At 73.6% G+C, this 24,049-nt stretch carries 22 protein-coding genes and 1 pseudogene; 14 read left to right on the forward strand and 9 right to left on the reverse strand.

The annotated features are described in order from the left end of the window. Nucleotides 1–45 precede the first annotated feature (45 nt). The 4 genes from A4R25_RS00125 to A4R25_RS00140 form a co-directional block, all read right to left on the reverse strand. Entirely contained in the window at nucleotides 46–858 is an 813-nt protein-coding gene (locus A4R25_RS00125) for an SAM-dependent methyltransferase (RefSeq protein WP_043329389.1), read from the reverse strand. 196 nt (nucleotides 859–1,054) lie between these two features. After that, entirely contained in the window at nucleotides 1,055–1,723 is a 669-nt protein-coding gene (locus A4R25_RS00130) for a response regulator transcription factor (RefSeq protein ID WP_013287678.1), read from the reverse strand. Between the two features lie 7 nt (nucleotides 1,724–1,730). Then, complete coding sequence (locus A4R25_RS00135) at nucleotides 1,731–3,425, reverse strand: GAF domain-containing sensor histidine kinase (protein ID WP_043329391.1); 1,695 nt, start codon at nucleotides 3,423–3,425, stop codon at nucleotides 1,731–1,733. Between the two features lie 14 nt (nucleotides 3,426–3,439). Then, nucleotides 3,440–5,239, reverse strand: coding sequence for a long-chain fatty acid--CoA ligase (locus A4R25_RS00140; RefSeq protein ID WP_064446408.1), 1,800 nt, complete (start codon nucleotides 5,237–5,239; stop codon nucleotides 3,440–3,442). Between the two features lie 166 nt (nucleotides 5,240–5,405). Between A4R25_RS00140 and A4R25_RS00145 the strand changes: the two genes are divergently transcribed. The 6 genes from A4R25_RS00145 to A4R25_RS00170 all read left to right on the forward strand — a co-directional run bounded on the left by A4R25_RS00145 (nucleotide 5,406) and on the right by A4R25_RS00170 (nucleotide 10,823). Further along, nucleotides 5,406–5,861: an SRPBCC family protein gene (locus tag A4R25_RS00145; protein ID WP_043329393.1), complete on the forward strand. Its 456-nt coding sequence runs from the start codon at nucleotides 5,406–5,408 to the stop codon at nucleotides 5,859–5,861. A gap of 38 nt (nucleotides 5,862–5,899) precedes the next feature. Then, nucleotides 5,900–6,535: a hypothetical protein gene (locus A4R25_RS00150; protein ID WP_043329396.1), complete on the forward strand. Its 636-nt coding sequence runs from the start codon at nucleotides 5,900–5,902 to the stop codon at nucleotides 6,533–6,535. A gap of 73 nt (nucleotides 6,536–6,608) precedes the next feature. After that, entirely contained in the window at nucleotides 6,609–7,556 is a 948-nt protein-coding gene (locus A4R25_RS00155) for an ROK family glucokinase (protein ID WP_030500161.1), read from the forward strand. A 1-nt stretch (nucleotide 7,557) separates the two neighbouring features. Further along, on the forward strand, nucleotides 7,558–8,256 hold the full coding sequence (locus tag A4R25_RS00160) for an endonuclease/exonuclease/phosphatase family protein (protein ID WP_064445187.1): 699 nt from the start codon (nucleotides 7,558–7,560) through the stop codon (nucleotides 8,254–8,256). 339 nt (nucleotides 8,257–8,595) lie between these two features. Further along, complete coding sequence (locus A4R25_RS00165) at nucleotides 8,596–10,002, forward strand: NAD(P)/FAD-dependent oxidoreductase (protein ID WP_064445188.1); 1,407 nt, start codon at nucleotides 8,596–8,598, stop codon at nucleotides 10,000–10,002. Then, nucleotides 9,999–10,823 carry an alpha/beta hydrolase gene (locus tag A4R25_RS00170; protein ID WP_064445189.1) on the forward strand — a complete coding sequence of 275 codons (825 nt, stop codon included), beginning with the start codon at nucleotides 9,999–10,001 and terminating at the stop codon, nucleotides 10,821–10,823. The genes A4R25_RS00165 and A4R25_RS00170 overlap by 4 nt, the downstream gene beginning before the upstream one ends. A gap of 16 nt (nucleotides 10,824–10,839) precedes the next feature. On the opposite strand, the gene A4R25_RS00175 is transcribed toward A4R25_RS00170, so the two are convergent. Continuing rightward, entirely contained in the window at nucleotides 10,840–12,258 is a 1,419-nt protein-coding gene (locus tag A4R25_RS00175; protein WP_043329406.1) for a trehalose-6-phosphate synthase, read from the reverse strand. Nucleotides 12,259–12,430: 172 nt separating this feature from the next. After that, nucleotides 12,431–13,270, reverse strand: coding sequence for a DUF308 domain-containing protein (locus A4R25_RS00180; protein ID WP_064445190.1), 840 nt, complete (start codon nucleotides 13,268–13,270; stop codon nucleotides 12,431–12,433). Nucleotides 13,271–13,456: 186 nt separating this feature from the next. On the opposite strand from A4R25_RS00180, the gene A4R25_RS00185 reads away from it, so the two are divergent. Continuing rightward, on the forward strand, nucleotides 13,457–14,152 hold the full coding sequence (locus tag A4R25_RS00185; protein WP_043329411.1) for a 1-acyl-sn-glycerol-3-phosphate acyltransferase: 696 nt from the start codon (nucleotides 13,457–13,459) through the stop codon (nucleotides 14,150–14,152). Nucleotides 14,153–14,155: 3 nt separating this feature from the next. Here the strand turns inward: A4R25_RS00185 and A4R25_RS00190 are convergent, their stop codons facing one another. After that, complete coding sequence (locus tag A4R25_RS00190; RefSeq protein WP_231915389.1) at nucleotides 14,156–17,704, reverse strand: AAA family ATPase; 3,549 nt, start codon at nucleotides 17,702–17,704, stop codon at nucleotides 14,156–14,158. Between the two features lie 59 nt (nucleotides 17,705–17,763). On the opposite strand from A4R25_RS00190, the gene A4R25_RS00195 reads away from it, so the two are divergent. Continuing rightward, the gene (locus A4R25_RS00195) at nucleotides 17,764–18,006 is read left to right on the forward strand and encodes a hypothetical protein (RefSeq protein WP_043329413.1); all 243 of its coding nucleotides are present in this window, start codon (nucleotides 17,764–17,766) and stop codon (nucleotides 18,004–18,006) included. Nucleotides 18,007–18,068: 62 nt separating this feature from the next. Here the strand turns inward: A4R25_RS00195 and A4R25_RS00200 are convergent, their stop codons facing one another. Then, nucleotides 18,069–18,761, reverse strand: coding sequence for a Crp/Fnr family transcriptional regulator (locus A4R25_RS00200; protein WP_013287664.1), 693 nt, complete (start codon nucleotides 18,759–18,761; stop codon nucleotides 18,069–18,071). A 248-nt stretch (nucleotides 18,762–19,009) separates the two neighbouring features. On the opposite strand from A4R25_RS00200, the gene A4R25_RS00205 reads away from it, so the two are divergent. The 4 genes from A4R25_RS00205 to proC all read left to right on the forward strand — a co-directional run bounded on the left by A4R25_RS00205 (nucleotide 19,010) and on the right by proC (nucleotide 22,178). Further along, nucleotides 19,010–19,513, forward strand: a complete 504-nt coding sequence (locus A4R25_RS00205) for a polyadenylate-specific 3'-exoribonuclease AS (protein WP_043329415.1) — start codon at nucleotides 19,010–19,012, stop codon at nucleotides 19,511–19,513. 56 nt (nucleotides 19,514–19,569) lie between these two features. Beyond that, nucleotides 19,570–20,073, forward strand: a complete 504-nt coding sequence (locus A4R25_RS00210; RefSeq protein WP_064445191.1) for a pyridoxamine 5'-phosphate oxidase family protein — start codon at nucleotides 19,570–19,572, stop codon at nucleotides 20,071–20,073. Nucleotides 20,074–20,252: 179 nt separating this feature from the next. Beyond that, nucleotides 20,253–21,281: a 6-phosphofructokinase gene (locus A4R25_RS00215; protein ID WP_043331080.1), complete on the forward strand. Its 1,029-nt coding sequence runs from the start codon at nucleotides 20,253–20,255 to the stop codon at nucleotides 21,279–21,281. Between the two features lie 78 nt (nucleotides 21,282–21,359). Then, complete coding sequence (gene proC / locus A4R25_RS00220) at nucleotides 21,360–22,178, forward strand: pyrroline-5-carboxylate reductase (protein ID WP_043331082.1); 819 nt, start codon at nucleotides 21,360–21,362, stop codon at nucleotides 22,176–22,178. Between the two features lie 3 nt (nucleotides 22,179–22,181). On the opposite strand, the gene A4R25_RS00225 is transcribed toward proC, so the two are convergent. Further along, entirely contained in the window at nucleotides 22,182–22,904 is a 723-nt protein-coding gene (locus A4R25_RS00225) for a YoaK family protein (RefSeq protein ID WP_231915390.1), read from the reverse strand. A 350-nt stretch (nucleotides 22,905–23,254) separates the two neighbouring features. Between A4R25_RS00225 and A4R25_RS00230 the strand changes: the two genes are divergently transcribed. Then, entirely contained in the window at nucleotides 23,255–23,557 is a 303-nt protein-coding gene (locus A4R25_RS00230) for an urease subunit gamma (protein ID WP_064445193.1), read from the forward strand. 43 nt (nucleotides 23,558–23,600) lie between these two features. After that, a pseudogene (locus A4R25_RS00235) lies at nucleotides 23,601–23,936 on the forward strand (urease subunit beta); the annotation flags it as partial. Nucleotides 23,937–24,049 lie beyond the last annotated feature (113 nt).

The following is a 24,049-nucleotide window of genomic DNA, read 5'->3' on the forward strand; positions in this document are numbered from 1 at the left end:
GCCCAGGCCCGGGCGAACACGCCGGGCCTGCTGCGGGCCGCGTCGTCACCCACCGAGCCGCCCGACCCCGCCCATGAACACGGCCCGCTCGGCGTTCTCGGCCTGGTCGGGGGAGTCCGGCCGCCACTGCGGCACCCACACCACACCCGGGTCGACCAGTTCGAAGCCGTCGAACAGCGCGGTCAGCTCGGCCCGGCTGCGGATCCAGAGCTGGCTGTCGGTGCGCCGGTAGACCCGCTCCGCCTCGGCCCGCTCGCCGGTGCCGTCGCGGCCCTCCTCGCTGGCCTGGGAGAGCACCAGGTGGCTGCCGGGCGCCAGTGCTCCGCGCAGCGTCCGCAGGATCTCCTCGGGGCGGTCGCTGTCCGGGATGAAGTGCAGCACCGCCACGATCATCACCGCGACCGGACGGCTGAAGTCCAGCAGCCGGGTGACCTCCGGATGGGTCAGGATCGCCTCCGGGCGGCGCAGGTCCTCCTGGAGCACGGTGGCGTGCTCGTTGCCGGCCAGGATCTCCTGGCTGTGCGCCACCGCCACCGGGTCCACGTCGACGTAGACGACGCGCGACTGCCCGTCGATCCGCTGGGCGATCTCGTGCACGTTGCCGACGGTGGGGATGCCGGAGCCGATGTCGAGGAACTGGCGGACGCCGGCCTGGGCGAGGTACTGCACGGCCCGGCGCAGGAACGCGCGGTTGGCCTGGGCCATCAGTGGCGCCTCCGGCACCGCCTCCACCATCGCGCGGGCGGCCGCCCGGTCGGCGGCGAAGTTGTGCGAGCCGCCGAGGTAGTAGTCGTACATGCGGGCGACGCTGGGGCGTTCGATGTCGATCGTCTCGGGTGCCCAGTCCGGCCGCTGCATGTCCTGCCCCTCGGGTGTCGACGGCGCGCGGTGGTCACCGCCGCGCGGATCACCCGGGTATTCTGCCCCTCCGCCGTCGTGGTGCAAAGACCGTCGTCGCTATGCGTCCGGCCGTTCACCGTACGCGGTCAGCCGCACCCACGACGCCGGAGAGGCCCGCGTCCGCGGTGGACGGGGCCTCTTCCGGCGGTATGCCTCAGAACTTGGGCGCGTCCGGTGCCTCGAGCAGGCCCAGCCGCAGCGCGGTCATCAGCGCCTGGGCCCGGTTGGCGGCGCCCAGCTTCTCGTAGAGCTTGGAGATGTGGGTCTTGGCGGTCGACTCGCTGACGAACAGCTGCTTGGCGATGCCCGCCACGCTCATGCCGTCGGCGAGCAGCCGCAGCACCTGGCCCTCACGGGGGGACAGCTGCGGGCCGGACGGGGCCAGCCGGCGCTTCATCGCCTCGGCCAGGTCGGCGGCGGTGAACGCGCTGGGGGAGGAGGCGGCGTGCCGGGCGGCGGCGACCACCTCGTCGGCCGGCGCGGTCTTCGGCACGAACGCGCTCGCGCCGGCTTCCAGGGCGCCGAAGAGCTGGTCGTCGCCGGCGTACATGGTCAGCACGACGATGCCCATCGACGCGCTGGACTTGCGCAGGGCGCGGGTGGCCTCCAGGCCGCTGCCGTCGGGCAGGCGAAGGTCCATGATCACCACGTCGGGCTGGAGCGCGCCGGCCTGGCGCACGCCCTCCGCGGCGGTGGCGGCCTCGCCCACGACCTCGAACTGACGGTCACGCTCGAACGCGTGACGAAGACCCTTACGGATGAGGTCGTGGTCGTCGACTAGGAGAACCTTGGTACGGGTGGCCGGTGTCGGACTGCTGGTCATCCTCGGGTTACTCCCCTTCTGCTGCTGCGGCGCTGCCGCGCACCTTATCGCGCCGGGGCGACGAGCCGAGCACCACGGCCACTGTCGTCCCACTGGGTCGACGTGGCCTGATCTCCAACCGGCCTCGGATACGTTCCGCCCTCTCGGCCATGATCGCAAGGCCATAGTGCCCGTCCGGGCGCTGGTCACCGATGCCGTGACCGTCATCCGACACTTCGATTCGGGTGTACGGGGGATCCACCTCGCACGTGACCCACAGATTCGACGCGCCGGCGTGCTTACGGGCGTTCGTCACCGCCTCCTGCGCGATGCGCAGCAACTCGGCCTCGGTCGCGGCCGGCAGCCGGGCGGTGGACTCGTCCAGCGACAGGTGCACCCGCAGGCCGCCGGAGGCGCCGACGGTGCGGGCGTACTCGGCGATGGCGGCGGCCAGGCCACCGTGCCGGTCCACCTCGCTGCGCAGCTCGAACAGGCTCAGCCGCAGCTCGGTGATCACCCGGGTCACCTCCTGGCGCAGCGTGCGCAGCGAGTCGGCGGTCTCGTCGGCGTCCTCGTGCACGGTGGCCAGGGCGTTGTCGATGCCGTACCCGACCATGACCAGTTCCTGGGCGACCCCGTCGTGGATCTCCCGGGCCAGCCGCTGCCGCTCCTCGTTGGTCGCCAGCGAGCGCACCTCGTCGAAGAGCAGCGCCGCCTCCAGCCGCAGCGCCGCCGGGCCGGTCAGCGCCGTCACCCGGGACACCACCGGCGGCGGGTACGCGGCGGCGGTGTCCGCCTCGATCACCACCAGGCCGACCGTGCGTACGCCCGCCACCAGCGGCACGATCAGCGCGGAGACCTCGCCGGAGTGCCGGGACCGGGCCTGCGACCGGGACGAGACGGTCGGCTGCTGGCTGGCCCAGGCGTCGGCGATGGCCGAGTCGGCGTCGAGCGTGGTCTCCCAGTCGACCCGGTCCGCGCCGATCTGGGCCAGCACCACCAGCCGGCCGCCGCCGCTGGCGGAGAGCACCGCGCCCCGGTCGGTCTTCGCCACCACCCGCAGCTCCTCCAGCAGGTGCTCGGAGATGCCGCCCGGGTCGAGCGTGGCGCCGGGCAGCTGGCGGGCGACCGTACGCAACTGGGTGAGCAGCCGGGTCGCCTCGGCGTACGGCTGGGGTTTGCCCTCGCCGCGGACCCGCATCACGCGCTGGAGCGTGCCGGCGGTGTAGAGGCCGAGACCGGCCAGGATCAGCCACTGGGCGCAGACCGCCAGGTAGCCGACCTGACCGAGCTGCGCGCCGCCGTCGACCCGGGTGAACGCGGCGCTCGCCACGAGCGTCGCCGCCGCCACCGCGAGCAGCGCGGCGCCCTCGCGGAACCGGCGGCTCAGCGCGGTCACGGTGACCGGCACCGCGAGGTACGGCAGCACCGCCGAGGCGCCCACCCCGCCGGTGACACCGGTGAGGTGGGTGTCGGCGGCGACCTGGCTGGCGGCCAGCCCGAGCACCACCACCTCGGCGAACCTGCTGATCGGGGTGAGCAGCCGGTGCTGTGGGGCGAGCACGGCGGGCAGCCCCGCGACGCCCAGCAGGGCGATCCACCAGAGCTGGGCGGCGTCGCGGGTGGCGAACAGGGTCAGGGCGGCGACCAGCGCGAGGAGGACCGCGCGGGCCGCGACCGCGAGGGGCTGCGTCTGCGGCTGGCCGGATGTGGAGGCGGGCACGTGACGGATCGTAGTCAGCGTTGGTAGATCTCCGCGATCTCCGAGGCGTACGTCTTGTGCACGACCTGCCGCTTGACCTTCAGCGACGGGGTCAGCTCACCGGTGGTCTCGGTGAAGTCCTGCGGCAGGATCCGGAACACCTTGATCGCCTCGGCCTTGGAGACCGCCTGGTTGGCCTGGTCGATCGCGCCCTGCACCTCGGCGCGCAGCGTCGCGTCCTCGCGCAGCTCGGCGATGCTCGTGGTCTCCGGGCGGCCCTGCGCGGCGAGCCACTTCGGCAGCGCCTCCTCGTCGATGGTGACGAGCGCGGCGATGAACGGCTGCCGGTCGCCGACCACCACGCACTGGCTGATCAGCGGGTGCGCCCGGACCTGGTCCTCCAGCACCGCCGGGGCGACGTTCTTGCCGCCGGCGGTCACGATGATCTCCTTCTTGCGGCCGGTGATGCTCAGGTAGCCGTCCTCGTCGAGGTGCCCGAGGTCGCCGGTGCGGAACCAGCCGTCGGCGCTGATCGCCTCGGCGGTGGCCGCCTCGTTGTGCCAGTAGCCCTGGAAGACGATGTCGCCGGCGATGAGGACCTCGCCGTCGTCCTCGATCCGGATGGTGACGCCGGGCAGCGGGCGGCCGACGGTGCCGATCCGGGTGCCGGTGGGCAGGTTCGCGGCGGCGGCCGGGGAGGTCTCGGTCAGGCCGTACCCCTCGCAGATGGTCACCCCGATGCCGCGGAAGAAGTGCCCGAGGCGCGCGCCCAGCGGCGCGCCGCCGGAGATGGCGTCGCGGCACCGGCCGCCCATCGCCGCCCGCAGCTTGCGGTAGACCAGCTTGTCGAAGAGGGCGTGCTGCGCGCGCAGGCCCAGGCCGGGACCGCCGGGCAGCTCCTGCGCCTCGCTCCAGGCGATGGCGACCTTCTCCGCCCGGTCGAAGATCTTGCCCTTCCCCTCGGACTCGGCCTTCTGCCGCGCGCCGTTGTAGACCTTCTCGAAGACCCGGGGTACGGAGAGCACGAACGTCGGCTTGACGTCCTGCAGCTCGGCGACCAGGTTCTTGGTGTCCGCGCAGTGCGCCATGGTGGCCCGGGCGTGCACCACGCCGACCTGGATGAGCCGGGCGAAGGCGTGCGCGAGCGGCAGGAACAGCAGCGTCGAGGCGCCCGGGCGGAACAGGTTCGGCAGCACCGGCACCGCGTTGGCGATGTCGGTGTAGATGTTGCGGTGGGTCAGCACGCAGCCCTTCGGCCGGCCGGTGGTGCCGCTGGTGTAGATGATCGTGGCGACGTCGCCGGCCTTGAGCATGGAACGGCGCGTCTCGACCTCGGCCGGGTCCACCGCCTCGCCGGCGGTGACCAGGTCGTCCACCGCGCCCAGCTCGATCTGCCAGACCTCGCGCAGCTCGGGCAGCCGGTCCCGGACGCCGGCGACCAGGGTGGCGTGCGCGGTGCTCTCCACCACCACGGCGACGGCGCCGGAGTCGCCGAGGATCCAGGCGGCCTGCTCGGCGCTGGAGGTCTCGTAGATCGGCACGGTGACCGCGCCGGCGGCCCAGATCGCGTAGTCGAACAGGGTCCACTCGTAGCGGGTGCGGCTCATCAGGCCGACCCGGTCGCCGGGGGAGACGCCCGCCGCGATCAGGCCCCGGGCCACCGCGACCACCTCGTCGCGGAACTGCCGGCAGGTCACCTCCTCGCGCGCCGTCCCCGCGCCGGGACGGACGAACTGCACGGTGTCCGGGGCGACCTCGGCGTTTTCCCAGACCGGGTCGGTCAGGTTGGCCGCGTCGCCGACGGTGACGATCGGCGGGACGGAGAACTCGCGCACCTGCACTCCCTCGTGCTCTACCGGCGGGGGCCGGCCTGGTCGGCTCTGTCGAAACCTACCCGCACACCCCGGGGGGTCGGCCAGGGAGGTTGGCCGACCGGCTGGTGGGAGGCCCGTCGGCGGGTGGAGCGGCGCCGGGCGGGACGCGGCCGGGTAGCCTCCCCCCATGGCGGACTCCTCCACCCAGTCGATCATCATCGGCGCGTCACCGGATCGGGTGGCGGCCGTCATCTGCGACTTCCCCAGTTACCCCGAGTGGACCGAGGCGGTACGCGAGGCCGAGGTGATCGAGGAGTACGAGGACGGCTATGCCAGCCAGGTCCGGTTCACCCTCGACGCGGGCGTGCTGGCCGACGAGTACGTGCTGGCCTACGAGTACGCCGAGGACATCTCCCGGATCGAGTGGCGCCTGGTCGCCCCGTCGAAGATGCAGCGGTCCCAGCGCGGGTCGTACGACCTGGTGGGCAACCCGGACGGGACGACCACGGTGACCTACACGCTGGAGGTGGAGCTGTCCGTGGCGATGCTCGGCATGTTCCGCCGCAAGGCCGAGAAAATGATCATGGATACGGCGTTGAAGCAGCTCAAGCGCCGGGTAGAAGCACCCGGTGCGGCGCACTGACCCGACCGTCCCGGTAGTCACGCTGGAGGAGCCGAACCATGGGCACCACTGATCCGGGTTCGGCCCGGGAAGAGGCCGAGCGCCTCGTCGCCACCCTGCTCGCCGGCGCGAAGATGGCCGCCGCCGCGCCCGGCTCCGGCGCCTGGGGTCCGCTCGGTGGGATCCTCTCCGGTGTCCTCGGTCACACCCCGCCCGGCGCCGGGCCCGCTCCGGAGACGCCCGCGCCCGCCGGTTTCGCCACCGGCTCGCCGGAATGCTGTGTCTGCCCCGTCTGTCGCGGTATCGCCGCGTTGCGCGACCCGAGTCCGGAATTCGCCGAGCGGCTCGCCACCGGCGCCGGGGACCTGGCGGCCGGCGTGGCGAGCCTGCTGCGCGCGTTCACCCCCGCCGAGCCGGAGCGAACCGCCGACGACGGCACCGCCGCGGCGGACGGATCCGGGGACCACGTGTGGCGCGAGGCGACCCGTACCGGGCATGATTCTCAGCCGGCACCCGAGCAGGACGTGTGGTCCGCCGCCACCCGGGGGGAGGGCGCGGCCGATTCGGGTGCCGCCGCCGACGCCGCCGGGCCGCCGGAGCCGGCGACGAGCCGGCCACCGGCCGGCCGTCCCGTGGTGCCCGCCTCGCGGGCGTCCGGAGAGGTGGGCGCGGACGCACCAGGCGACGGGGCCTGACCACCGGACATCCCGGGACCGTACGGCTGGTTCGGCCGGTCCCCGGGCAGCACAGCAGAGGGGAGTGGCAGCGGTGACGCTGACCATCGGAGTCGACGTCGGTGGCACGAAGGTGGCCGGCGGTGTCGTGGACGACGCCGGCACGGTACTCGTGCAGACGCGACGGGACACCCCCGCCGACGACGTGGCCAAGACCCGCGACGTCATCATCGAGGTGGTCACCGAACTGGCCGCCGGGCACGCCGTCGAGGCGGTCGGCATCGGCGCCGCCGGCTGGATCGACGCCTCCCGCTCCACCGTGCTGTTCGCCCCGAACCTGGCCTGGCGGGACGAGCCGCTGCGCACGTACGTCGGGGACGCCACCGGCCTGCCGGTGATCGTGGAGAACGACGGGAACGTGGCCGCCTGGGCGGAGTTCCGCTACGGCGCGGCCCGCGACGCCGACGACTCGATGGTCATGTTCACCATCGGCACCGGCGTCGGCGGCGGCATCGTGCTCGGCGGCGGCCTGGTCCGCGGCGCCAACGGCATCGCCGCCGAGCTGGGGCACATGCTCACCGTGCCGGACGGCCACCAGTGCGGCTGCGGCCGGCTGGGCTGCATCGAGCAGTACGCCAGCGGCAGCGCCCTGGTCCGCTTCGCCCGCGCCGCCGCCCGGCAGGAGCCGCACCGGGCCACCGCGCTGCTGGAGCTGGCCGACGGCGAGGCCGAGTCGATCACCGGCCCGATGGTGACCGCCGCGGCCAAGGGCGGCGACCCGGTCTCCACCGAGGCGTTCGCCCAGGTCGGCCGCTGGCTCGGCACCAGCCTCGCCGACATGGCGCAGATCCTCGACCCGCAGGTGCTGGTGGTGGGCGGCGGCGTGATCGACGCCGGCGACCTGCTGCTCGGCCCGACCCGCCGGTCGTTCGCCGAGGCGCTGGCCCAGCGCAGCCGCCTGCCCGTCGCCGAGGTACGCCCGGCCGAGCTGGGCAACACCGCAGGTGTGATCGGCGCCGCCGACCTGGCCCGGCGGATCTGACATGACGGACTCGGGTGTGCCGCTGCGGGTGCTGTCGTACAACGTCCACGGCCAGCGGGACGACACCGCCGCGCTGGCCGAGGTGGTCCGGGGCGCGGACCCGGACGTGGTGATCGTCCAGGAGGGACCGCGCCGGTTCCGGTGGCGGCAGAAGTGCGCCGCGCTCGCCGAGTCGTTCGGCATGGTGGTGGCGGCCGGTGGCCTGCCGTCGCTGGGCAACGTGCTGCTGACCAGCCTGCGGGTGCGGGTCACCGACACCAGCTGCCAGCGCTATCCGCTGACGCCGGGGCGGCACATGCGCGGCGCCGCGTACGCGCGCTGCCGGGTCGGCGGCGTCGACGTGCTGCTGGCCGGCTCGCACCTGTCCACCGACCCGGCCGAGCGGCCCGCGCAGGCGGCCGCGTTCAAGCGGGAGCTGGCCGCGTCCACGCTGCCCGTGGTGGCCGGCGCGGACCTCAACGAGGGCCCGGACGGGCCGGCCTGGCGGACGGTCGCCGAGGGGCTCACCGACGCGGCGCTGGCCGCCGACCGGGCCGACCGGCACACGTTCTCCTGCGCCGACCCGCGCCGCCGCATCGACGCGCTGTTCGTCGACCCCCGGATCACAGTGGTCGACTACGACGTGGTGGACACGCCGCTGACCCGTCGCGCCAGCGACCACTTCCCGGTCCTGGTGGACCTGCTGCTGCCCACCGCCTGACGGCCGCGGACCGCCGGCCGTGACGCACGGTCACGGACCCGGCGGCCGGCAGGACAACCGCTTCGCCGCCTTTGCTCTGCCGCCACATGCGCATCAGTTACCTGTCGTGATCGGCGGCCGCCTCCCGGCCGGCCGGCCGAGAGGCGTCAGGCCAGCTCCCGCCGGTGCCGCGTCCGTGGCGGCAGAGCAAAGGGCGCACGAGGTACGCCTCCGGCGCGGCCGGTCCATTCACGCTCGGTGACCGGGTCGGCGGTGACGCTGTGTCAAGCGAGTCGAGCGGGTGGGCGGCGGCGAAATCGGTGGCTGGACAACCGCTGGCATTCTCGGCAGGATTTCGCGGTGTCCTCCTCCACCGACCCCGGCCACCCCGATCCGGACTCCACGGTCGCATCGAGCCGTGCCGAACGCCCGGTCTCCGACCGGGGTGACACGGTCTGCGTCATCGGCGCCGGCGCCAGCGGCCTGACCGCCGTCAAGAACCTCCGCGAGGCCGGCTTCGGCGTGGACTGCTACGAGCGGGAGACAGGCGTCGGCGGCGCCTGGAACTGGCGGCACGACCGCAGCCCGGTGTACGCCAGCACGCACCTGATCTCGTCCCGGCCGTTCACCCAGTTCCCCGACTTCCCGATGCCGGACGACTGGCCGGACTACCCGCACCACAGCCAGCTGCTGTCCTACTTCGAGCGGTACGCCGACCACTTCGACCTGCGCCAGCACGTCTGGTTCGGCACCGAGGTGGTCCGGGTCGAGCCGGTCGAGGGGGACCGGTGGGACGTGACCACGCGCAGCACCGGCGGCTACGGCCCCGAACGCACCTCCCGGTACGCCGCCGTGGTGCTCGCCAACGGGCACAACTGGTCGCCGAAGCTGCCCCGCTACGAAGGGCTGGAGCAGTTCCGGGGCGAGGTCATGCACGCCTCGTCCTACAAGGACCCGGCGCAGCTGCGCGGCAAGCGGGTGCTGGTGGTGGGCGCCGGCAACACCGGCTGCGACATCGCGGTCGAGGCGGCCCAGCAGGCGTCGCACTGCTGGCACTCCACCCGGCGCGGCTACTGGTACGCCCCGAAGTACGTCCTCGGCCGCCCCGCCGACCAGGTCAACGACACGCTGCTGGCGCTGCGGGTGCCACTGCGGGTACGGCAGTGGCTCTACCACTGGACGCTGCGGCTGACCGTCGGCGACCTGACCCGGTTCGGCATGCCCGAGCCCGACCACCGCGTCTACGAGACGCACCCGATCGCCAACAGCCAGCTCGTCTACTACGTCGGGCACGGCGAGGTCACGCCGGTGCCCGACGTGGCCCGGTTCGACGACCGTGCGGTCGAGCTGACCGACGGCCGGCGCATCGACCCCGAGCTGGTCGTCTTCGCCACCGGCTACCTGCCGCGCTTCGAGTTCCTCAAGGGACAGGTGCTCGGCGACGAGGACGGGTCCGGGCGGCCCCGGCTGTGGCTCAACGCGTTCACCGCCGGGCATCCCACGCTCGCCGTGGTCGGCCTGGTGCAGCCGGACTCCGGCATCTTCCCCATCTCGCACTGGCAGAGCGTGCTGTTCGCCCGGCTGCTCACGCTGCGCGCCACCCGGCCGGAGCGGGCCGCCGCGTTCGAACGCAAGGTCCGCGCGGGCCTCGGCGAGCGGTACTCGGCCAAGGTCAAGGACAGCACCCGGCACTGGTTCGAGGTCGGGCACGCCGACTACCTGCGTGCGCTCCAGCGGGCGCTGCACGAGCTGGAGGGTGTCAAATGACGGTTGAGCGTGTGCGGGTGGTCCGGTCCTGGGAGTGGGCCCGGCCGGAGCGGGCCGTCCGCCGCGAGGTTCTCGCCGCCGTACCCGAGCGGGAGGAGGCGAAGCCGCCGCTGCTGTTCGTACCCGGCTTCGGTCACGGCGCGTGGGCGTTCGCCGAGCACTGGCTGGGGCACGCCGCCGGTCGCGGCTTCCCGGCGTACGCGCTGAGCCTGCGCGGGCACGGCGGCAGCGAGCCGGCGCCGGAGGCGACGCTGCGCTCGTACACCCATGACGTGACGCAGGTGGCGGCGAGCCTGCCGCGGCAGGCGGTGCTGGTGGGGCACGGCGCCGGCGCCCGGGTCGTGGCGCACGCGCTGGCCCGCTACCCGGCGCGGGCCGCGGTGCTGGTGGCGCCGGTGCTCGGCGGCTGGGCGACGTTCGGCACGGCGTTGCGGCGCAATCCGGCCGGGACCCTGCCGGCGGTCTTCGGCGCCGGGCTGCGGCTGCACCGGCGGCAGCTGTTCAGCCGGGAGCTGCCCGACGCCGACGCCCGGCGGCACCTGGCCCGGCTGGGCCGGGCCGGGCGGCGGGCGCAGTGGCAGCTGCTGACCGGCCGGGGGCCGGAGCCGGCGGTGGGCCGGCCACCGGTGCTGGTGCTGGGCAGCCCGGACGACCGGGTCGTGCCGGCGTCCGCGCTGATCCGGGCTGCCCAGCGGTACGCCTCCGCGCCGCTGCTCTTCCCCGGCATGGGGCACGACCTGATGCTCGACGCCCGCTGGCGGGAGCCGATCGACGCGATCCTGGACTGGCTGGACAAGGACCCGGCGTCCGCGGCGGGGTGAGCGCCGGGGCGCCGGCTCAGCGGGTTGCGGCGCGGCGGCCGGCGAGCGACCCGCTCTCCTCCAGCGCGCTCAGGTAGGACGCCGCCCAGGCGTGGATGTCGTTGCGCGCCAGATGGTCGCGCATCGCGCGCATCCGCGCCGACACGTCCTCCGGGCCGGCCCGCAGCGCGGCCAGCAGCCCCTGCTTGAGGCCGTCGAGGTCGTGCGGGTTGACCAGGTACGCCTGCTCCAGCTCGGAGGCGGCGCCGGCGAACTCGCTGAGCAGCAGCGCGCCGGTGCCGTCGACCCGGGCCGCCACGTACTCCTTCGCGACCAGGTTCATCCCGTCGCGCAGCGGCGTCACCGCCATCACGTCCGCGACGCGGTAGAGCGCGACCAGCTCGGCCCGGTCGAACGGCTGGGAGAGGTAGTGGATCGCCGGCTCGCCGACCCGGCCGAACTCGCCGTTGATCCGCCCGACCTGGTGCTCCACCCGGTCCCGCAGGATCTGGTACTGCGCCACCCGGTCGCGGCTGGGCACCGCCACCTGCACCAGCACGGTGTCGCGGACCTTGATGTCGCCGCTGGCGAGCAGCTCGCGGTACGCCTTGAGCCGCTGCTCGATGCCCTTCGTGTAGTCCATCCGGTCGACGCTGAGGATCACCTGCTCCGGCTGGCCCAGGTCCTGCCGCAGCCGGCGGGCCCGCTCGGCGACCTCCGGGCGGGCCGCGAGCGCGGACATCTCGGCGGTGTCGATGGCGACCGGGAAGGCGCCGATGCGCACCACCCGGCCGTCGACACCGATCCGCCGGTCGGTGGCGGGCAGGCCGAGCACCTTGGTGGCGAGCTGGGCGAAGTTGTGCGCGGCCTGGGCCCGCTGGAAGCCGATCAGGTCGGCGCCGAGCATGCCGCGCAGCAGCTCGGCGCGGCGCGGCAACTGCATGAACAGCTCCGGCGGCGGGAACGGCACGTGCAGGAAGAAGCCGATCCGCAGGTCCGGCCGCAGGTCGCGGAGCAGGCCGGGCACCAGCTGGAGGTGGTAGTCCTGCACCCAGACCAGGCCGCCGGGCTCGGCCGTCTCGGCCGCGGCCTCGGCGAAGCGCTGATTGACCCGCTGGTACGCCTCCCACCACCGGCGGTGGTACTCCGGCTGCTCGACGGCGTCGTGGTAGAGCGGCCAGAGGGTGGCGTTGGCGAAGCCCTCGTAGTGGTCGCGGAAGTCCTCGGCGCTCAACGGGACGGTGTGCATCCGGACGCCGTCCACGTCCGGCAGCGCGGGGGCGGGACCGGTGCCGCCGGCCCAGCCGACCCAGGTGGCGGGCGTCTGCCGCAGCAGCGGGTGCAGGGCGCTCACCAGGCCGCCGGGGCTGCGGCGCCACTCGAAGGCGCCGTCGGGCGCCACACTGTCGTCGATGGGGAGGCGGTTGGCCACCACCACCAGGGGGCTCTGTCGCATCGGGCATTCCGCTCAGCAGGGGACCGGCGACCCGGAAGAGACGCAAGCCGGACAGCCGGTGCGGGACGTGACGTTCAGCCTATTCCTACTGACTGTAAGTTACACGCTTGTTACGTCCCGGCCCAGGGGCGAGCGGCGTCCCGCCATCCGGGCAGAGCCGGACGGCGCGACCTCAGACGACCGCGCCGTCGTCCGGGTCGTGGTCGTCCCGGTCGCCGGGACGCAGCCGCCAGATCAGCATCACGAAACCGGCCAGGATGCCGGAGAAGCCGAGCAGCGTCACCACCGACGGGTCGACCAGCGACACCACGGTGGGGGACAGGAGCAGCAGGAAGCCGAGCACGATGCAGGCCACGCCGAGCACCGCGTACTTGGAGAAGCGGGGCAGCGGCGGCGGCGGGGGCGGGGTGTAGTGCTCCTCGTCCGACGCCTCGTCGGGCAGGTTGGCGCCGAACGTGTCCAGGCCGTCCAGCAGCGAGGGCTCGTCGTGCCGGTCCCGGCTCAGCGAGACGCCGGAGATGTCGGCCGCGTACGGCAGCCGGCGCACGTCGGTGGCGGTCGGCCCGGCCGGTTCCTCGGGGCGGCTGCCGGCGGCGGCGCCCGGCGGGGGTGGGTCGTCCACGTCCTCGGCCGCGGGCCAGGGGTGGCTGCCGGCGCTCGGCGCGGTGTGGAACCCGGCGACGATCTTCGCCCACTCGGCCTCGATGTCCGGCTCGTCGGCGCGCGGCTGCTCGCCGCCGCCCTCGTCGGCGAGCTGGGTGAGGTAGTCCCGGGCGGTGGTCAGGTGCGACCTGTCGACGTAGAGCCGGTCGACCGGGCGGGCCGGGACGGTGGTGGTGCGGGTCACCGGGTTCAGGTCGGCCGAGGGCTGGAGGTAGGCCGCGATGCCACCGGCGGCGAGCACGTCGAGCAGGTGCTCGCCGACGCGTGGATCGACGTCGCCCGCGACCGCGTACTCGGCCGCGTCGAGCCCGTTGTCCCGCCGTCCCCGACGGGGCCCGCCCCCTGACACCGGACACCCCCTTCGCCGATCCCTGCCCGTGCCCTGAATCGTGACACGTCGGCACCCGGTTCCGGGAGTGCGTTGTGGCGTGCCGCTCGTCGTTCGTACCCTCTTCCCGGACTCCTCCGGGCGCCGACGGCGCCTCCGGGGCCACGCGGCGACCCGCCCGCCGCCACCGACACGGGAAGGACGCCGGTGCTGTACTGGCTGCTGAAGTACATCATCCTCGGCCCGCTGCTGAGGCTGATCTTCCGCCCGCAGGTCGAGGGACTGGAGCACGTGCCGGACACCGGGCCGGTGATCCTCGCCAGCAACCACCTCTCCTTCTCGGATTCGATCTTCACTCCGTTGATCGTCAAGCGAAAAGTCACATTCATCGCCAAAGCCGAATACTTCACGGGTAGGGGCCTCAAGGGCTGGCTCACCAAGATGTTCTTCGTCGGCTCCGGCACCATCCCGGTCGACCGCTCCGGCGGCCGGGCCGCCCGTGCCGCCCTCGACACCCAGCTGTCGGTGCTGCGGGCCGGCGGCATCGCCGGCATCTACCCGGAGGGCACCCGGTCGCCGGACGGCCGGCTCTACCGGGGCAAGACCGGGGTGGCGCGGCTGGCGCTGGAGAGCGGCGCCCCGGTGGTCCCGATGGCCATGCTCAACTCCGACGCCATCCAGCCGACCGGCCAGATCATCCCCAACCTGGGCCGGGTGCGGATCCGGTTCGGGCCGCCGCTGGACTTCTCCCGCTACGCCGGGATGGCCGGTGACCGGTTCGTCGAACGGGCCGTCACCGACGAGATCATGTACGAGCTGATGGAGCTGTCCGGCCGCGAGTACGTCGACACGTACGCGCAGAAGGCCAAGGGCGCCGGGGCGCGCCAGCCGGTACCGGCCTGACCCTCAGCCCGCCCCGGCGATCCGCAGCAGCCCGCCCGCGGCGTGCCGGTCGGCGAACGCGCGTACCCGGGCCAGCGTCGCCGCCGCGGCCGGCGGGTCCGCCTCGGTCAACGGCCCGACCGCCAGCGCGGACGCGATCATCTGGTCGGTCACGTCGGTCATCTCCGCGTACCCCTCGGCGGCGGTGGTGAGCAGCCGGCCCGCCCGCGCGGCGTCCCCGGCCCGCCGGGCCAGCGCCGCCTCGGCCGACCCCCCGGCCGCCCGCGCCCAGCGGGTCACCCGTGGCGCGTGGGCCAGCAGGTCGCGCACCAGCTCCGCGGCGTCGCCGCCGAGCAGCGCGGCGACGTGACCGACCGCCGGCACCCACTCGGCGAACGGGATCATCTTGGTCTGCCGCCAGTCCTCGTCCAGCTCGGTGAGCAGCGCCATCGCCTCGTCCCGGCGGCCCTGCACGGCGCGGCAGAGCGCGGCGTGCGCCAGCGTGGAGCGCAGCACGCGCTGGAAGCCGCTGCGCCGGGCCGCGACGAGCGCCTGGTCCACCAGGTCCTCGCCGGCGCCCGGGCCGGCCGGGTCGTCGCCGAGCGCCCGGATCCAGCCGGACACGGCCACGATGTGCAGGTCCCACTCGTCGGTCGGGCGTCGCGTCGACCCCTCGGCCATCCGCAGCGCCGCCGTCCAGTCCCCGCTGTAGTACGACTGGGCCCACTGGTCGCTGAAGCTCACCGTCAGCGCGTGCTCGCCGGCCAGGTCCAGGGACCGCTGCTCGTCGACCAGCCGGGCCGAGCCGGTCAGGTCGCCCTCCTCCTGCAACACCCAGGCCAGGTTGTGCACCGCGCGGCGGCGGCTGGTCAGCCGCTCCACCCGGCACTCCTCGGTCACCTCGGCCAGCTCCGCGTACGCCTCCTCGGCGCCGGCCTGGTAGCGGACCACGGCGAGCGTGATGCGCGCGTTCGCCCGCGCCTCGGGCAGCCCCAGCCGCTCGGCCAGCTCGGCGGCGCTGCGCGCGGCCACGCACGCCGGCTCGGTCTCCGCGTCCAGCATGTGCGCCCGGGCCAGCTCCAGCAGCACGCCCACCTTGTCCTCGCTGTCCGGCAGCGTGGCGTGCAGCCCGATCGCCTGATCCAGGCAGCGCATCAGCTCCGAGCGGTCGGCCCGGGCGAAGGCCGCCGTGGCCAGCAGCCGCCACGCCTTCGCCGCGCCGGGCCGGTCACCGGCGTCGGCCAGCCGGCCGGCCAGCGTGGTGAGCAGCGCGGTCCCGCCGCCGTCGAGGAACCCGTCGCGGTCCCGGTAGAACGCCAGCTCGGCCTGGAACAGCTCCAGCGCCGGGTCCGGTCCGCACTCCACGCTCAGCGCGCGCTCCACGAGCGTGGCAGCGGTCTCCAGCGCGTGCAGCTCGTACGCCCGGCGGGCGGCCCGGTGCAGCGCGGACCGGGTCGCGGCGGCGTGCGGGGCCTGGTCCAGCCCGACGGTACGGGCGATCTCGTGCGCCGCCCACCTGTGGTTGGCCAGCACCTCGGCCCGGTCGTGCTGCCGGCCGTCGGCGAGCTGCTCCAGCCAGTCGGCGGTGCGCTGGTGCCGGGCGACCCGCTCGGCGCGGGGCAGCCGCTGGTAGCAGACGTCCCGGACCAGCACGTGCCGGAACCGGTACTCGGCCTGGCCGGGCATGGTCGAGACGGGCAGCTCGTAGACCAGGTCCCGGCGCTGGAGGTGGTGCAGCGCGCGCTCGACCCACTCCGTCGGGCGGCCGAGCGCCAGCGCCACCGGCGCCGCCCAGAACTGCACGCCCACCACCGAGGCGGCCTGGAGCACCGCGCGGTCGGCCGGGTCGAGCAGGTCCAGCCGGTTGGCGATGACCGCCTGCACGGTACGCGGCATCCCGGCGACCCCGGCCGGGTCGACGAGCGCGAGCCCGGCGGTCCGCTCGGCGAGCCCGCCGTCGAGCAGCATCCGCGCGTACTCCTGGGCGTAGAGCGGGTTGCCGTCGGCGAACTCGATCAGCGGCGCCCGCGCGTCCTGCGGCAGCGTGGCCTGGCCGAGCAGCAGCGAGTAGAGCGTGTCGATGTCCCCGTCGTGCATCGGCGGCACCGAGATGGACATCGCCCCGCTGATCGTGCCGGTCCAGGCCGGGTGCCGCTCGCGCAGCTCCGGCCGGGCGGTCGCGACGACGAGCAGCGGCACGTTGCGCGCCGCCGCGCCGAGCTGCTCGACGAAGGACAGCATCGCCTCGTCGGCCCAGTGCATGTCCTCGAAGACGAGCACCGTGGGGCCGGTCGCGGCCAGGGCGAGCAGGAAGCGCCGCCACGCCGCCTCGGTCTCGGCCGAGGTGAGCCGTTCGCCGGAGACGCCGACGAGCGGGCCCAGCGCCTCGGCCAGCCGTACCGCGTGCGGCTCGGCGAGGCGCCCCAGCCGCTCGCGCAGCCGGTCCCGGACGGTGGCCGGGTCGTCGGCGCCGGTCAGCCCGGCCCAGCTGCGGACGATGTCGGCGAGCGCGGCGTAGGTGACGTTCTCGCCGAACGGCGGGCACTGGCCGGTCAGCCAGGTGACCCGGGCGCCGGGCAGGCTGGCGGCGTGCCGGGCCAGCTCGCGCAGCAGCCGGCTCTTGCCCACCCCGGCCGGGCCGAAGACGGTGAGCAACTGCGAGGTGCGCTCGGTCAGCGTGCGGTGCAACGCGCTGACCAGCAGGCCCCGCTCGTGGTCCCGGTCGACCATCGGGGTCAGCTCGGCGGTCTGCCCGTCGCGCCGGGGCCGTGCCCGCACGGCCAGCCAGATCCGGCTCACCGTGGACCGGCCGCGCAACGTCACCGGCGGCTGGTCCGCGTACTCCATCTCGCGCCGGGTGGCCGCCCACGTGCTCTCGTCGACCACCACGCCGCCGACCGGGGCGAGCGCCTGCAACCGGCTGGCGGTGTTCACCACGTCGCCGGTGACGAACGCCTGGCCGCCGTCGCGCGCCGCGGCCAGGTCGACGAGGGCCTCGCCGGTGGCGATGCCGACCCGGAAACCCAGCGGCGGGTGCGGCCCGGCCGGCTGGCGGGCCAGGCTGCGCTGCAGCTCCAGCCCGGCGCGTACGCAGCGCAGCGCGTCGTTGTCGGTGGCCACCGGCGCGCCGAACAGCGCCATGACGGCGTCGCCGATGTACTTCTCCACCACGCCGCCGTACTGGTGCACCAGCCGCCGCGCGGTGGCGAAGTACGCCTGCTGCAGGCCGCGTGCCTGCTCCGGATCGGCCCGCTCGGCGTACGTGGTGAAGTCGACGATGTCGATGAAGAGCACGCTGACCTGCCGGCGGTCCTCCTGTACCGCCACCGCGTGGTCGCGCAGCGGCTGACCGCAGTTGGTGCAGAAGTTCGCGCCGGTGTCGTTGGCGTGCCCGCAGCCCGGGCAGGACGCCGCCAGCGGACGGCCGCACCCGCCGCAGAAACGGTCGTCCGGCCCGGCGGTCCGGGCGCAGTGTCCACAGGTGAGGTCGATGTCCGGCTCCGTACGCGTGAGGTCCCCAGTGTCCCGCGCGGCCGCCGCAGTCGGGTACCCGACGGGTCGGCGGGACGTCACGGCTGTTCGGCCGGGTCTAGTCTCCCCTAGCAGGAAGTCCCGTCGACAGGGAGATTGCCGTGCACGTCCGGCTGTCCGCCTCATGGACCGATCCACGGGGGACGGTGTGGGCCGTCGGCGACACGGTCGACGTGGACGCCGTAACCCTCGCCGAACTGGAGGAAAAAGGAATGGTGGAGCAGCCCGCGGGTAGCGGATCGACCGAGACCACGACCACCACGACGACCCCGCCGAAGAAGACCGACCCCTCGAAGATCGGCCCGGGCCCGAGCGCGCCCCCGGCCGACAGCGACAAGGACTGACGGTCCGACCACGACGACGCGGGGGCCGGCGGGACGACCGCCGGCCCCCGCGTCGTCGTCGCTCAGCGGTCGTTCATGCCGGCCCGGCGGCGCAGCGCGGCCACGTCGGTGACCACGATGCGGCGCCCTTCGGTACGCAGCCAGCCCCGGCTGGCGAACGAGCCGATGGCCTGGTTGACGCTCTGCCGCGAGCCGCCGGCCATCTCGGCGAGCTGGCTCTGGTTCAGCTCGATGGTGATCATCGGGGCCTGGCTCTCGCCGGCCAGCCGGACCAGCGTCTTGGCCACCCGGCCGGGCAGGTCGAGGAAGACGTGGTCGGCGTTCTGCTCGGTGAGCCGGCGGATCAGCTGGCCGAGCGAGCGCATCACCGCGTCCAGGATGCGCGGGTTGGAGTGCACCAGCTCCATGAAGGCGGGCCGGGACAGCGCCAGCGCGGCGCAGTCCTCGATCGCCTCGGCCGAGGCGGACCGGGTGGAGGCGTCCAACAGGGACACCTCGCCGAGCACGTCCGGGGGTCGGATCACCGACAGCACCGCGCGCTCGCCGGTCGGCGCGGTACGGAACACCGCGACCGCGCCGCGGCGCAGGACGATCAGCGACTCGCCGGGGTCGTTCTCGACGAAGAGCAGCTGCCCCTTGCGGTAGGTGCGCGGTACGGCCGCGGCGATGACCCGCTGCCGCACCTCCGGCTCGAGCCCGGCGAACATCTCCACGCCCGTGAGCGCGTCACCCGGCTCCGGCAGGCGAGACTCCACGGCTCAACCCCTCCCCGGTCAGAAGTCACGACTCGCACACCGGGTGAAGCTGTCAGTCCCGGTACGAAGGCAGCTCAACCGGTTCGGCGCCCGACGGCGGTACACATCAGATCATGACGGTCCCGTCGCGTGCTGTACACCCCCGGAGACACTTCCGTGACCATGGCCCGGCCGTGTCCGGCACGCCGCCGACCTCGGCGGACGCCCCGGCGGGCGGTCCCCGGCGGTGATGGGCGAGGATGAGGGCGATGGTCTACCGCTATTTCTACGACTGCGAATTCATCGAGGACGGCCGGATCGTCGACCTGGTGTCGATCGGCGTCGTCGACGAGTACGGCCGCGAGTTCTACGCGGTCTCCACCGAGTTCGACGATTCCCGGGCGGTGCCCTGGGTGCGGCGCAACGTGCTGGACAAGCTCCCCTCGCCGGCCGACCGGGCCTGGCGCTCGCGCGCGCGCATCCGCGACGACCTGCACGACTTCCTGCTGGAGCCGGTGCGGGACCGGCCGGGCGAGCAGCTGGAGCTGTGGGCCTGGTACGCCGCGTACGACCACGTCGTGCTGGCCCAGCTCTGGGGCGCGATGCCGGCGCTGCCCCGGGAGATCCCCCGGTTCACCAAGGAGCTGCGTCAGCTCTGGGACGACCGGGGGCGTCCCCGGCTGCCGGACGCCGAGGCGGACCGGCACGACGCGCTCGTCGACGCCCGGCACAACCTGGCTCGGTGGCGGGCGATGACCGCGCGGGAGGTTTGACCCGTTCCGGCCCGGGCACCGCAGCGGCATCACGCCGATCTGAGACAGGAGTGCCCATGAGCAACGAGCCGACCACCGCAGCGGACGCCCGCCGCCGGGTCACCGAGCTGATCCGGGACGCCCGGATCTGCCTGCTCACCACCACCGGCGTGGACGGGCGGCTGGTCAGCCGGCCGATGGGGCTGCAGGAGGCGGAGTTCGACGGGGACCTGTGGTTCTTCGCGTACGCCGACTCCGCCAAGATCCGGCAGATCCGGGTCAACCCCCAGGTCAACGTCGGTTTCTCCGACCAGCGGCACCACGCCTGGGTGTCGGTGGCCGGCACCGCCACCGAGGAGTGGGACCCCGAGCGGGCGAAGGAGCTGTGGAACCCGCTGCTCAAGGTGTGGTTCCCGGACGGTCTGGACACGCCGGGGGTCACGTTGATCAAGGTGCACGCCGGCTCGGCGGAGTACTGGGACTCGCCCGGCAGCACAGTGGTGAACCTGCTCGGGTTCGCCAGGGCGGCGGTGACCGGCAAGCCGCCGAAGGCGGGGGAGAACCACGAGGTCAGCTACTGACGGGTAGGGCCGTCCGTCGTCCGGAACGGCCCGGGGTGCGGTGTCGGCGTACACCTGTGGCGACTACAGTGCGCACTGACGGCCCGCCCCGGGCCGGCAACGGCGCCGATGGTCTGATCTGACACATATCCTGGGGCTTATCCGGGCTTCACCTGATGCTCCAGGAGGATGAGCAGATCATGCGTATCGGCGTGCTCACCGGCGGCGGCGACTGCCCAGGTCTCAACGCGGTGATTCGGGCGGTGGTCCGCAAGGGCGTCGCCACCTACGGTCACGAGTTCGTGGGCTTCCGGGACGGCTGGAAGGGCCCGCTCGAGGGCCTGACCAAGCCGCTGGGCATCCCCGAGGTGCGCGGCATCCTGCCCCGCGGCGGCACCATCCTCGGCTCGTCCCGCACCAACCCGTTCAAGATCGAGAACGGCGTCGAGCGGATCAAGGAGAACCTGGCCGCCCAGGGCGTGGACGCGCTGATCGCGATCGGCGGCGAGGACACGCTCGGCGTCGCCACCAAGCTGCACGAGCTGGGCGTCCACGTCATCGGCGTGCCGAAGACGATCGACAACGACCTGGGCGCCACCGACTACACGTTCGGCTTCGACACCGCGGTGAACATCGCGATGGAGGCGATCGACCGGCTGCACACCACCGCGGAGAGCCACCACCGCACGCTCGTGGTCGAGGTCATGGGCCGGCACGCCGGCTGGATCGCGCTGCACGCCGGCCTCGCCGGTGGCGCCAACGTGATCCTGCTGCCGGAGCGGCAGTTCGACGTCGAGCAGGTCGCCGGCTACGTCGAGAAGCGCTTCCAGCACCAGTACGCCCCGATCGTCGTGGTCGCCGAGGGCGCCCAGCCGCTGGACGGCCAGATGGTGCTGCACAACCAGGAGCTGGACGCGTTCGGCCACGTCCGCCTGGGCGGCATCGGCCAGTGGCTCGCCGAGCAGCTGGAGGCGAAGACCGGCAAGGAGGCCCGCACCGTGGTGCTCGGCCACATCCAGCGCGGTGGCACGCCGACCGCGTTCGACCGGGTGCTCGCCACCCGGCTCGGCCTCCACGCGATCGACGCCGCGAACGAGGGCGACTGGGGCAAGATGGTCGCGATGCAGAGCACTGACATCGTCCGGGTCCCGCTGGCCGACGCCACCCGCGAGCTGAAGACCGTGCCGCTGGAGCGGTACGCCGAGGCCGAGGTCTTCTTCGGCAGCTGATCGACGGCGCACGGCGTGGCGGGCCGGTGATCCGGCCCGCCACGCCACGCCCACGTGACCCGGGAAGGGGTACGGCTGATGGCACGCGAGGTGCACACGGTCGCGGTGATCGGCGCCGGCAAGATCGGTGAGCTGATGCTGTCCGGGCTGCTGCGCTCCGGCTGGCCGGTGGAGCGGCTGCTCGCCACCGCGCGCCGCCCGGCCCGGGCGAAGGAGCTGGCCGACCGCTACGGCGTACGGGTGGTGGACAACCTCACCGCGGTGACCGAGGCCGAGGTGCTCGCGGTGTCGGTCAAGCCGCAGGACGCCGCCGCGCTGCTGGACGAGATCGGCCCGAAGGTGCCGGCGGACAAGCTGGTCATCTCGCTCTGCGCCGGCCTGCCGACGGCGTTCTTCAACCGCCGGCTGCCAGAGGGCACCCCTGTGGTCCGGGTGATGACCAACACCCCGGCGCTCGTCGACCAGGCGATGAGCGCCATCTCGGCGGGCGCGTACGCCACCGGCGAGCACCTGGCCCTGGCGGAGGAGATGTTCTCCCCGCTCGGCTCGACCGTCCGGGTGCCCGAGTCGCAGCAGGACGCGGTCACCGCGCTCTCCGGCTCCGGCCCCGCCTACTTCTACCTGCTGGTCGAGGCCATGATCGACGCGGGGATCCTGCTCGGCCTGCCGCGCCAGGTGGCGCACGAGCTGATCGTGCAGACCGCGATCGGTTCGGCGGTGATGCTGCGCGACTCCGGCGAGCACCCGGTGAAGCTGCGCGAGGCGGTCACCTCGCCGGCCGGCACCACCATCTCCGCGGTCCGCGAGCTGGAGAACCACGGCGTACGCGCGGCCATGCTGGCGGCGCTGGAGGCGGCCCGGGACCGGGCCCGGGAACTCGCCGCCCAGGCGGACTGACGCTCAGCCGCGACGCGACGCCGGCCGCGGATGCCGCCGGAGCAGCAGGATCAGCACGGCCAGGGCGAGCGTCCCCCACAGTGGCACCCAGCGGGGCCGGTGCTGGGCGAGCGTGCCGACCGCGCCACCGACGCTGTAACTGACCAGGGCGAGCAGCCCGAGCAGGGTGCCCCGCCGGGCCCGGGCCCGGCCGGCGGCGGGGCCGAGCAGCCAGCGGGCGGCCCGCTCACCGGTCTTGGTCGTGGTGCCCGACTGGTAGGTGATCGGCGTGGCGATCCCCGCGGTACGGCTCGCCAGCGTGGTCAGGCTGCCCATGGCGGCCGCGCCGGCGGCGGCGAGCAGAACCCGGGACGCCGTGCCGTCCCGGCCGTACGCGAGCGCCAGGTTGAGCGCCGCCCAGACGATCATGGCGGCCTCGGTGACCGCGATGTCCACCAGCGGCGCCGACGTCGGCCCGGTGCGGCCGCGGAGCAGGCTGACCAGCCCGGCGGCGGTGGCGAACGCGACGATCGAGGCCGCGGAGACCGGCCACGTGGAGTGCCCGCCGGCGGGCCCCATGCCGAGGAAGATGGCGTTTCCGGACTGGTTGGCGACGAACGCGCCGTATCGCAGGAACGCGAAGGAGTCCAGCGCGCCGGCGGTGACGACGGCGAGCACCAGCGCCGCGAGCGGGCGCCGGAACTCGCGGTAGGAGTCCGCGGGGTCGTACGGCGCCGACCGGTTCACCCGTCCCCCGTCCGTGTGCAGGAGCAGCCCGGCAGTTTCGCTGTCGGGCCGCCGCGGCGAACCTACTATATGTCGCATATGTAGGGTTTAGGGCGCTTCGCAACGCGGCGACCGGACGCGCGGCCGGCCGCTGGGGCGCCGGGTACCTGATCACGCAGTTCTTCCTGGGCCTGCTCGACGCGCTCGGTCGCTCGGGCGTGTTCGCGCTGTTCGCCGCCGACTACGACCGGCGGAGGCGGGTCCACACCGGTTCCTGAAATCTCCCTGAACGGCTGCGGCTGCACCAAACCGCTCTTACCGTGACGGGATAGCTGAAACCGTACAAAGCGTGCGGACGAAGGGATCGCGAAGTGCATCTCACGCCGAAGGAATTCGACAAGCTGACGATCCACTCGTTGGCGATGGTCGCAAACGCCCGCAGGGCGCGCGGGGTCAAGCTCAACCACCCCGAGGCCGTGGCGGTGATCTGCGCCGCGGCGCTCGAAGGCGCGCGGGAGGGCAAGACCGTCGAGGAGGTCATGAACGACGCCAGCCACGTGCTCACGGCCGACGACGTGATCCCCGGCGTGGCGGACATGATCCCGATGCTCCAGGTCGAGGCGGTCTTCACCGACGGGTCACGGCTGATCACCGTCCACTCACCCATCCAGTAGAGCAGCGACCGGAGGCCACGGTCTCCGGCAGAGCGGGGGCGACATGGCGAAGCAACACCCGGGACCGAACTCCAAGCACCTTCGGCCCATCGGCGGCTACAAGCTCAGCGACCAACCTCTGGAACTCAACGCCGGGCGGCCGGTGACCGAGGTGGTCGTGCACAACACCGGTGACCGGCCCATCCAGGTCGGCTCCCACTTCCACTTCTTCGAGGCCAACCGTTTCCTGGAGTTCGACCGCCCGGCGGCGTTCGGCAAGCGGCTGAACATCCCGGCCACGACCTCGATCCGGTTCGAGCCCGGCGACCGCAAGACAGTGCAACTGATCCCGTACGGCGGTTCCCAGCGGGTGTACGGCTTCAACGGACTGGTCCAGGGCTGGACCGGCGACGGGCCGATCCCCGGATACCGGCCGGACCGGGCCGAGGCGCTCCACCAGGCCCAGACGCGCGGCTTCAAGACCACGTCGCAGGACCAGGACCAGGGCAAGGG

The organism is Micromonospora sp. NBRC 110037, assembly GCF_001652995.1.
In the GTDB taxonomy this organism is placed as follows: Bacteria; Actinomycetota; Actinomycetes; order Mycobacteriales; family Micromonosporaceae; genus Micromonospora; species Micromonospora chalcea.

Excerpts from the sequence above, each read along its gene's own strand:
- A4R25_RS00125 (WP_043329389.1), bottom strand. The coding sequence starts at position 858 with ATGCAGCGGCCGGACTGGGCACCCGAGACGATCGACATCGAACGCCCC.
- A4R25_RS00130 (WP_013287678.1), bottom strand. The coding sequence starts at position 1,723 with ATGACCAGCAGTCCGACACCGGCCACCCGTACCAAGGTTCTCCTAGTC.
- A4R25_RS00145 (WP_043329393.1), top strand. The coding sequence starts at position 5,406 with ATGGCGGACTCCTCCACCCAGTCGATCATCATCGGCGCGTCACCGGAT.
- A4R25_RS00150 (WP_043329396.1), top strand. The coding sequence starts at position 5,900 with ATGGGCACCACTGATCCGGGTTCGGCCCGGGAAGAGGCCGAGCGCCTC.
- A4R25_RS00160 (WP_064445187.1), top strand. The coding sequence starts at position 7,558 with ATGACGGACTCGGGTGTGCCGCTGCGGGTGCTGTCGTACAACGTCCAC.
- A4R25_RS00170 (WP_064445189.1), top strand. The coding sequence starts at position 9,999 with ATGACGGTTGAGCGTGTGCGGGTGGTCCGGTCCTGGGAGTGGGCCCGG.
- A4R25_RS00175 (WP_043329406.1), bottom strand. The coding sequence starts at position 12,258 with ATGCGACAGAGCCCCCTGGTGGTGGTGGCCAACCGCCTCCCCATCGAC.
- A4R25_RS00205 (WP_043329415.1), top strand. The coding sequence starts at position 19,010 with ATGGTCTACCGCTATTTCTACGACTGCGAATTCATCGAGGACGGCCGG.
- A4R25_RS00210 (WP_064445191.1), top strand. The coding sequence starts at position 19,570 with ATGAGCAACGAGCCGACCACCGCAGCGGACGCCCGCCGCCGGGTCACC.
- A4R25_RS00215 (WP_043331080.1), top strand. The coding sequence starts at position 20,253 with ATGCGTATCGGCGTGCTCACCGGCGGCGGCGACTGCCCAGGTCTCAAC.
- proC (WP_043331082.1), top strand. The coding sequence starts at position 21,360 with ATGGCACGCGAGGTGCACACGGTCGCGGTGATCGGCGCCGGCAAGATC.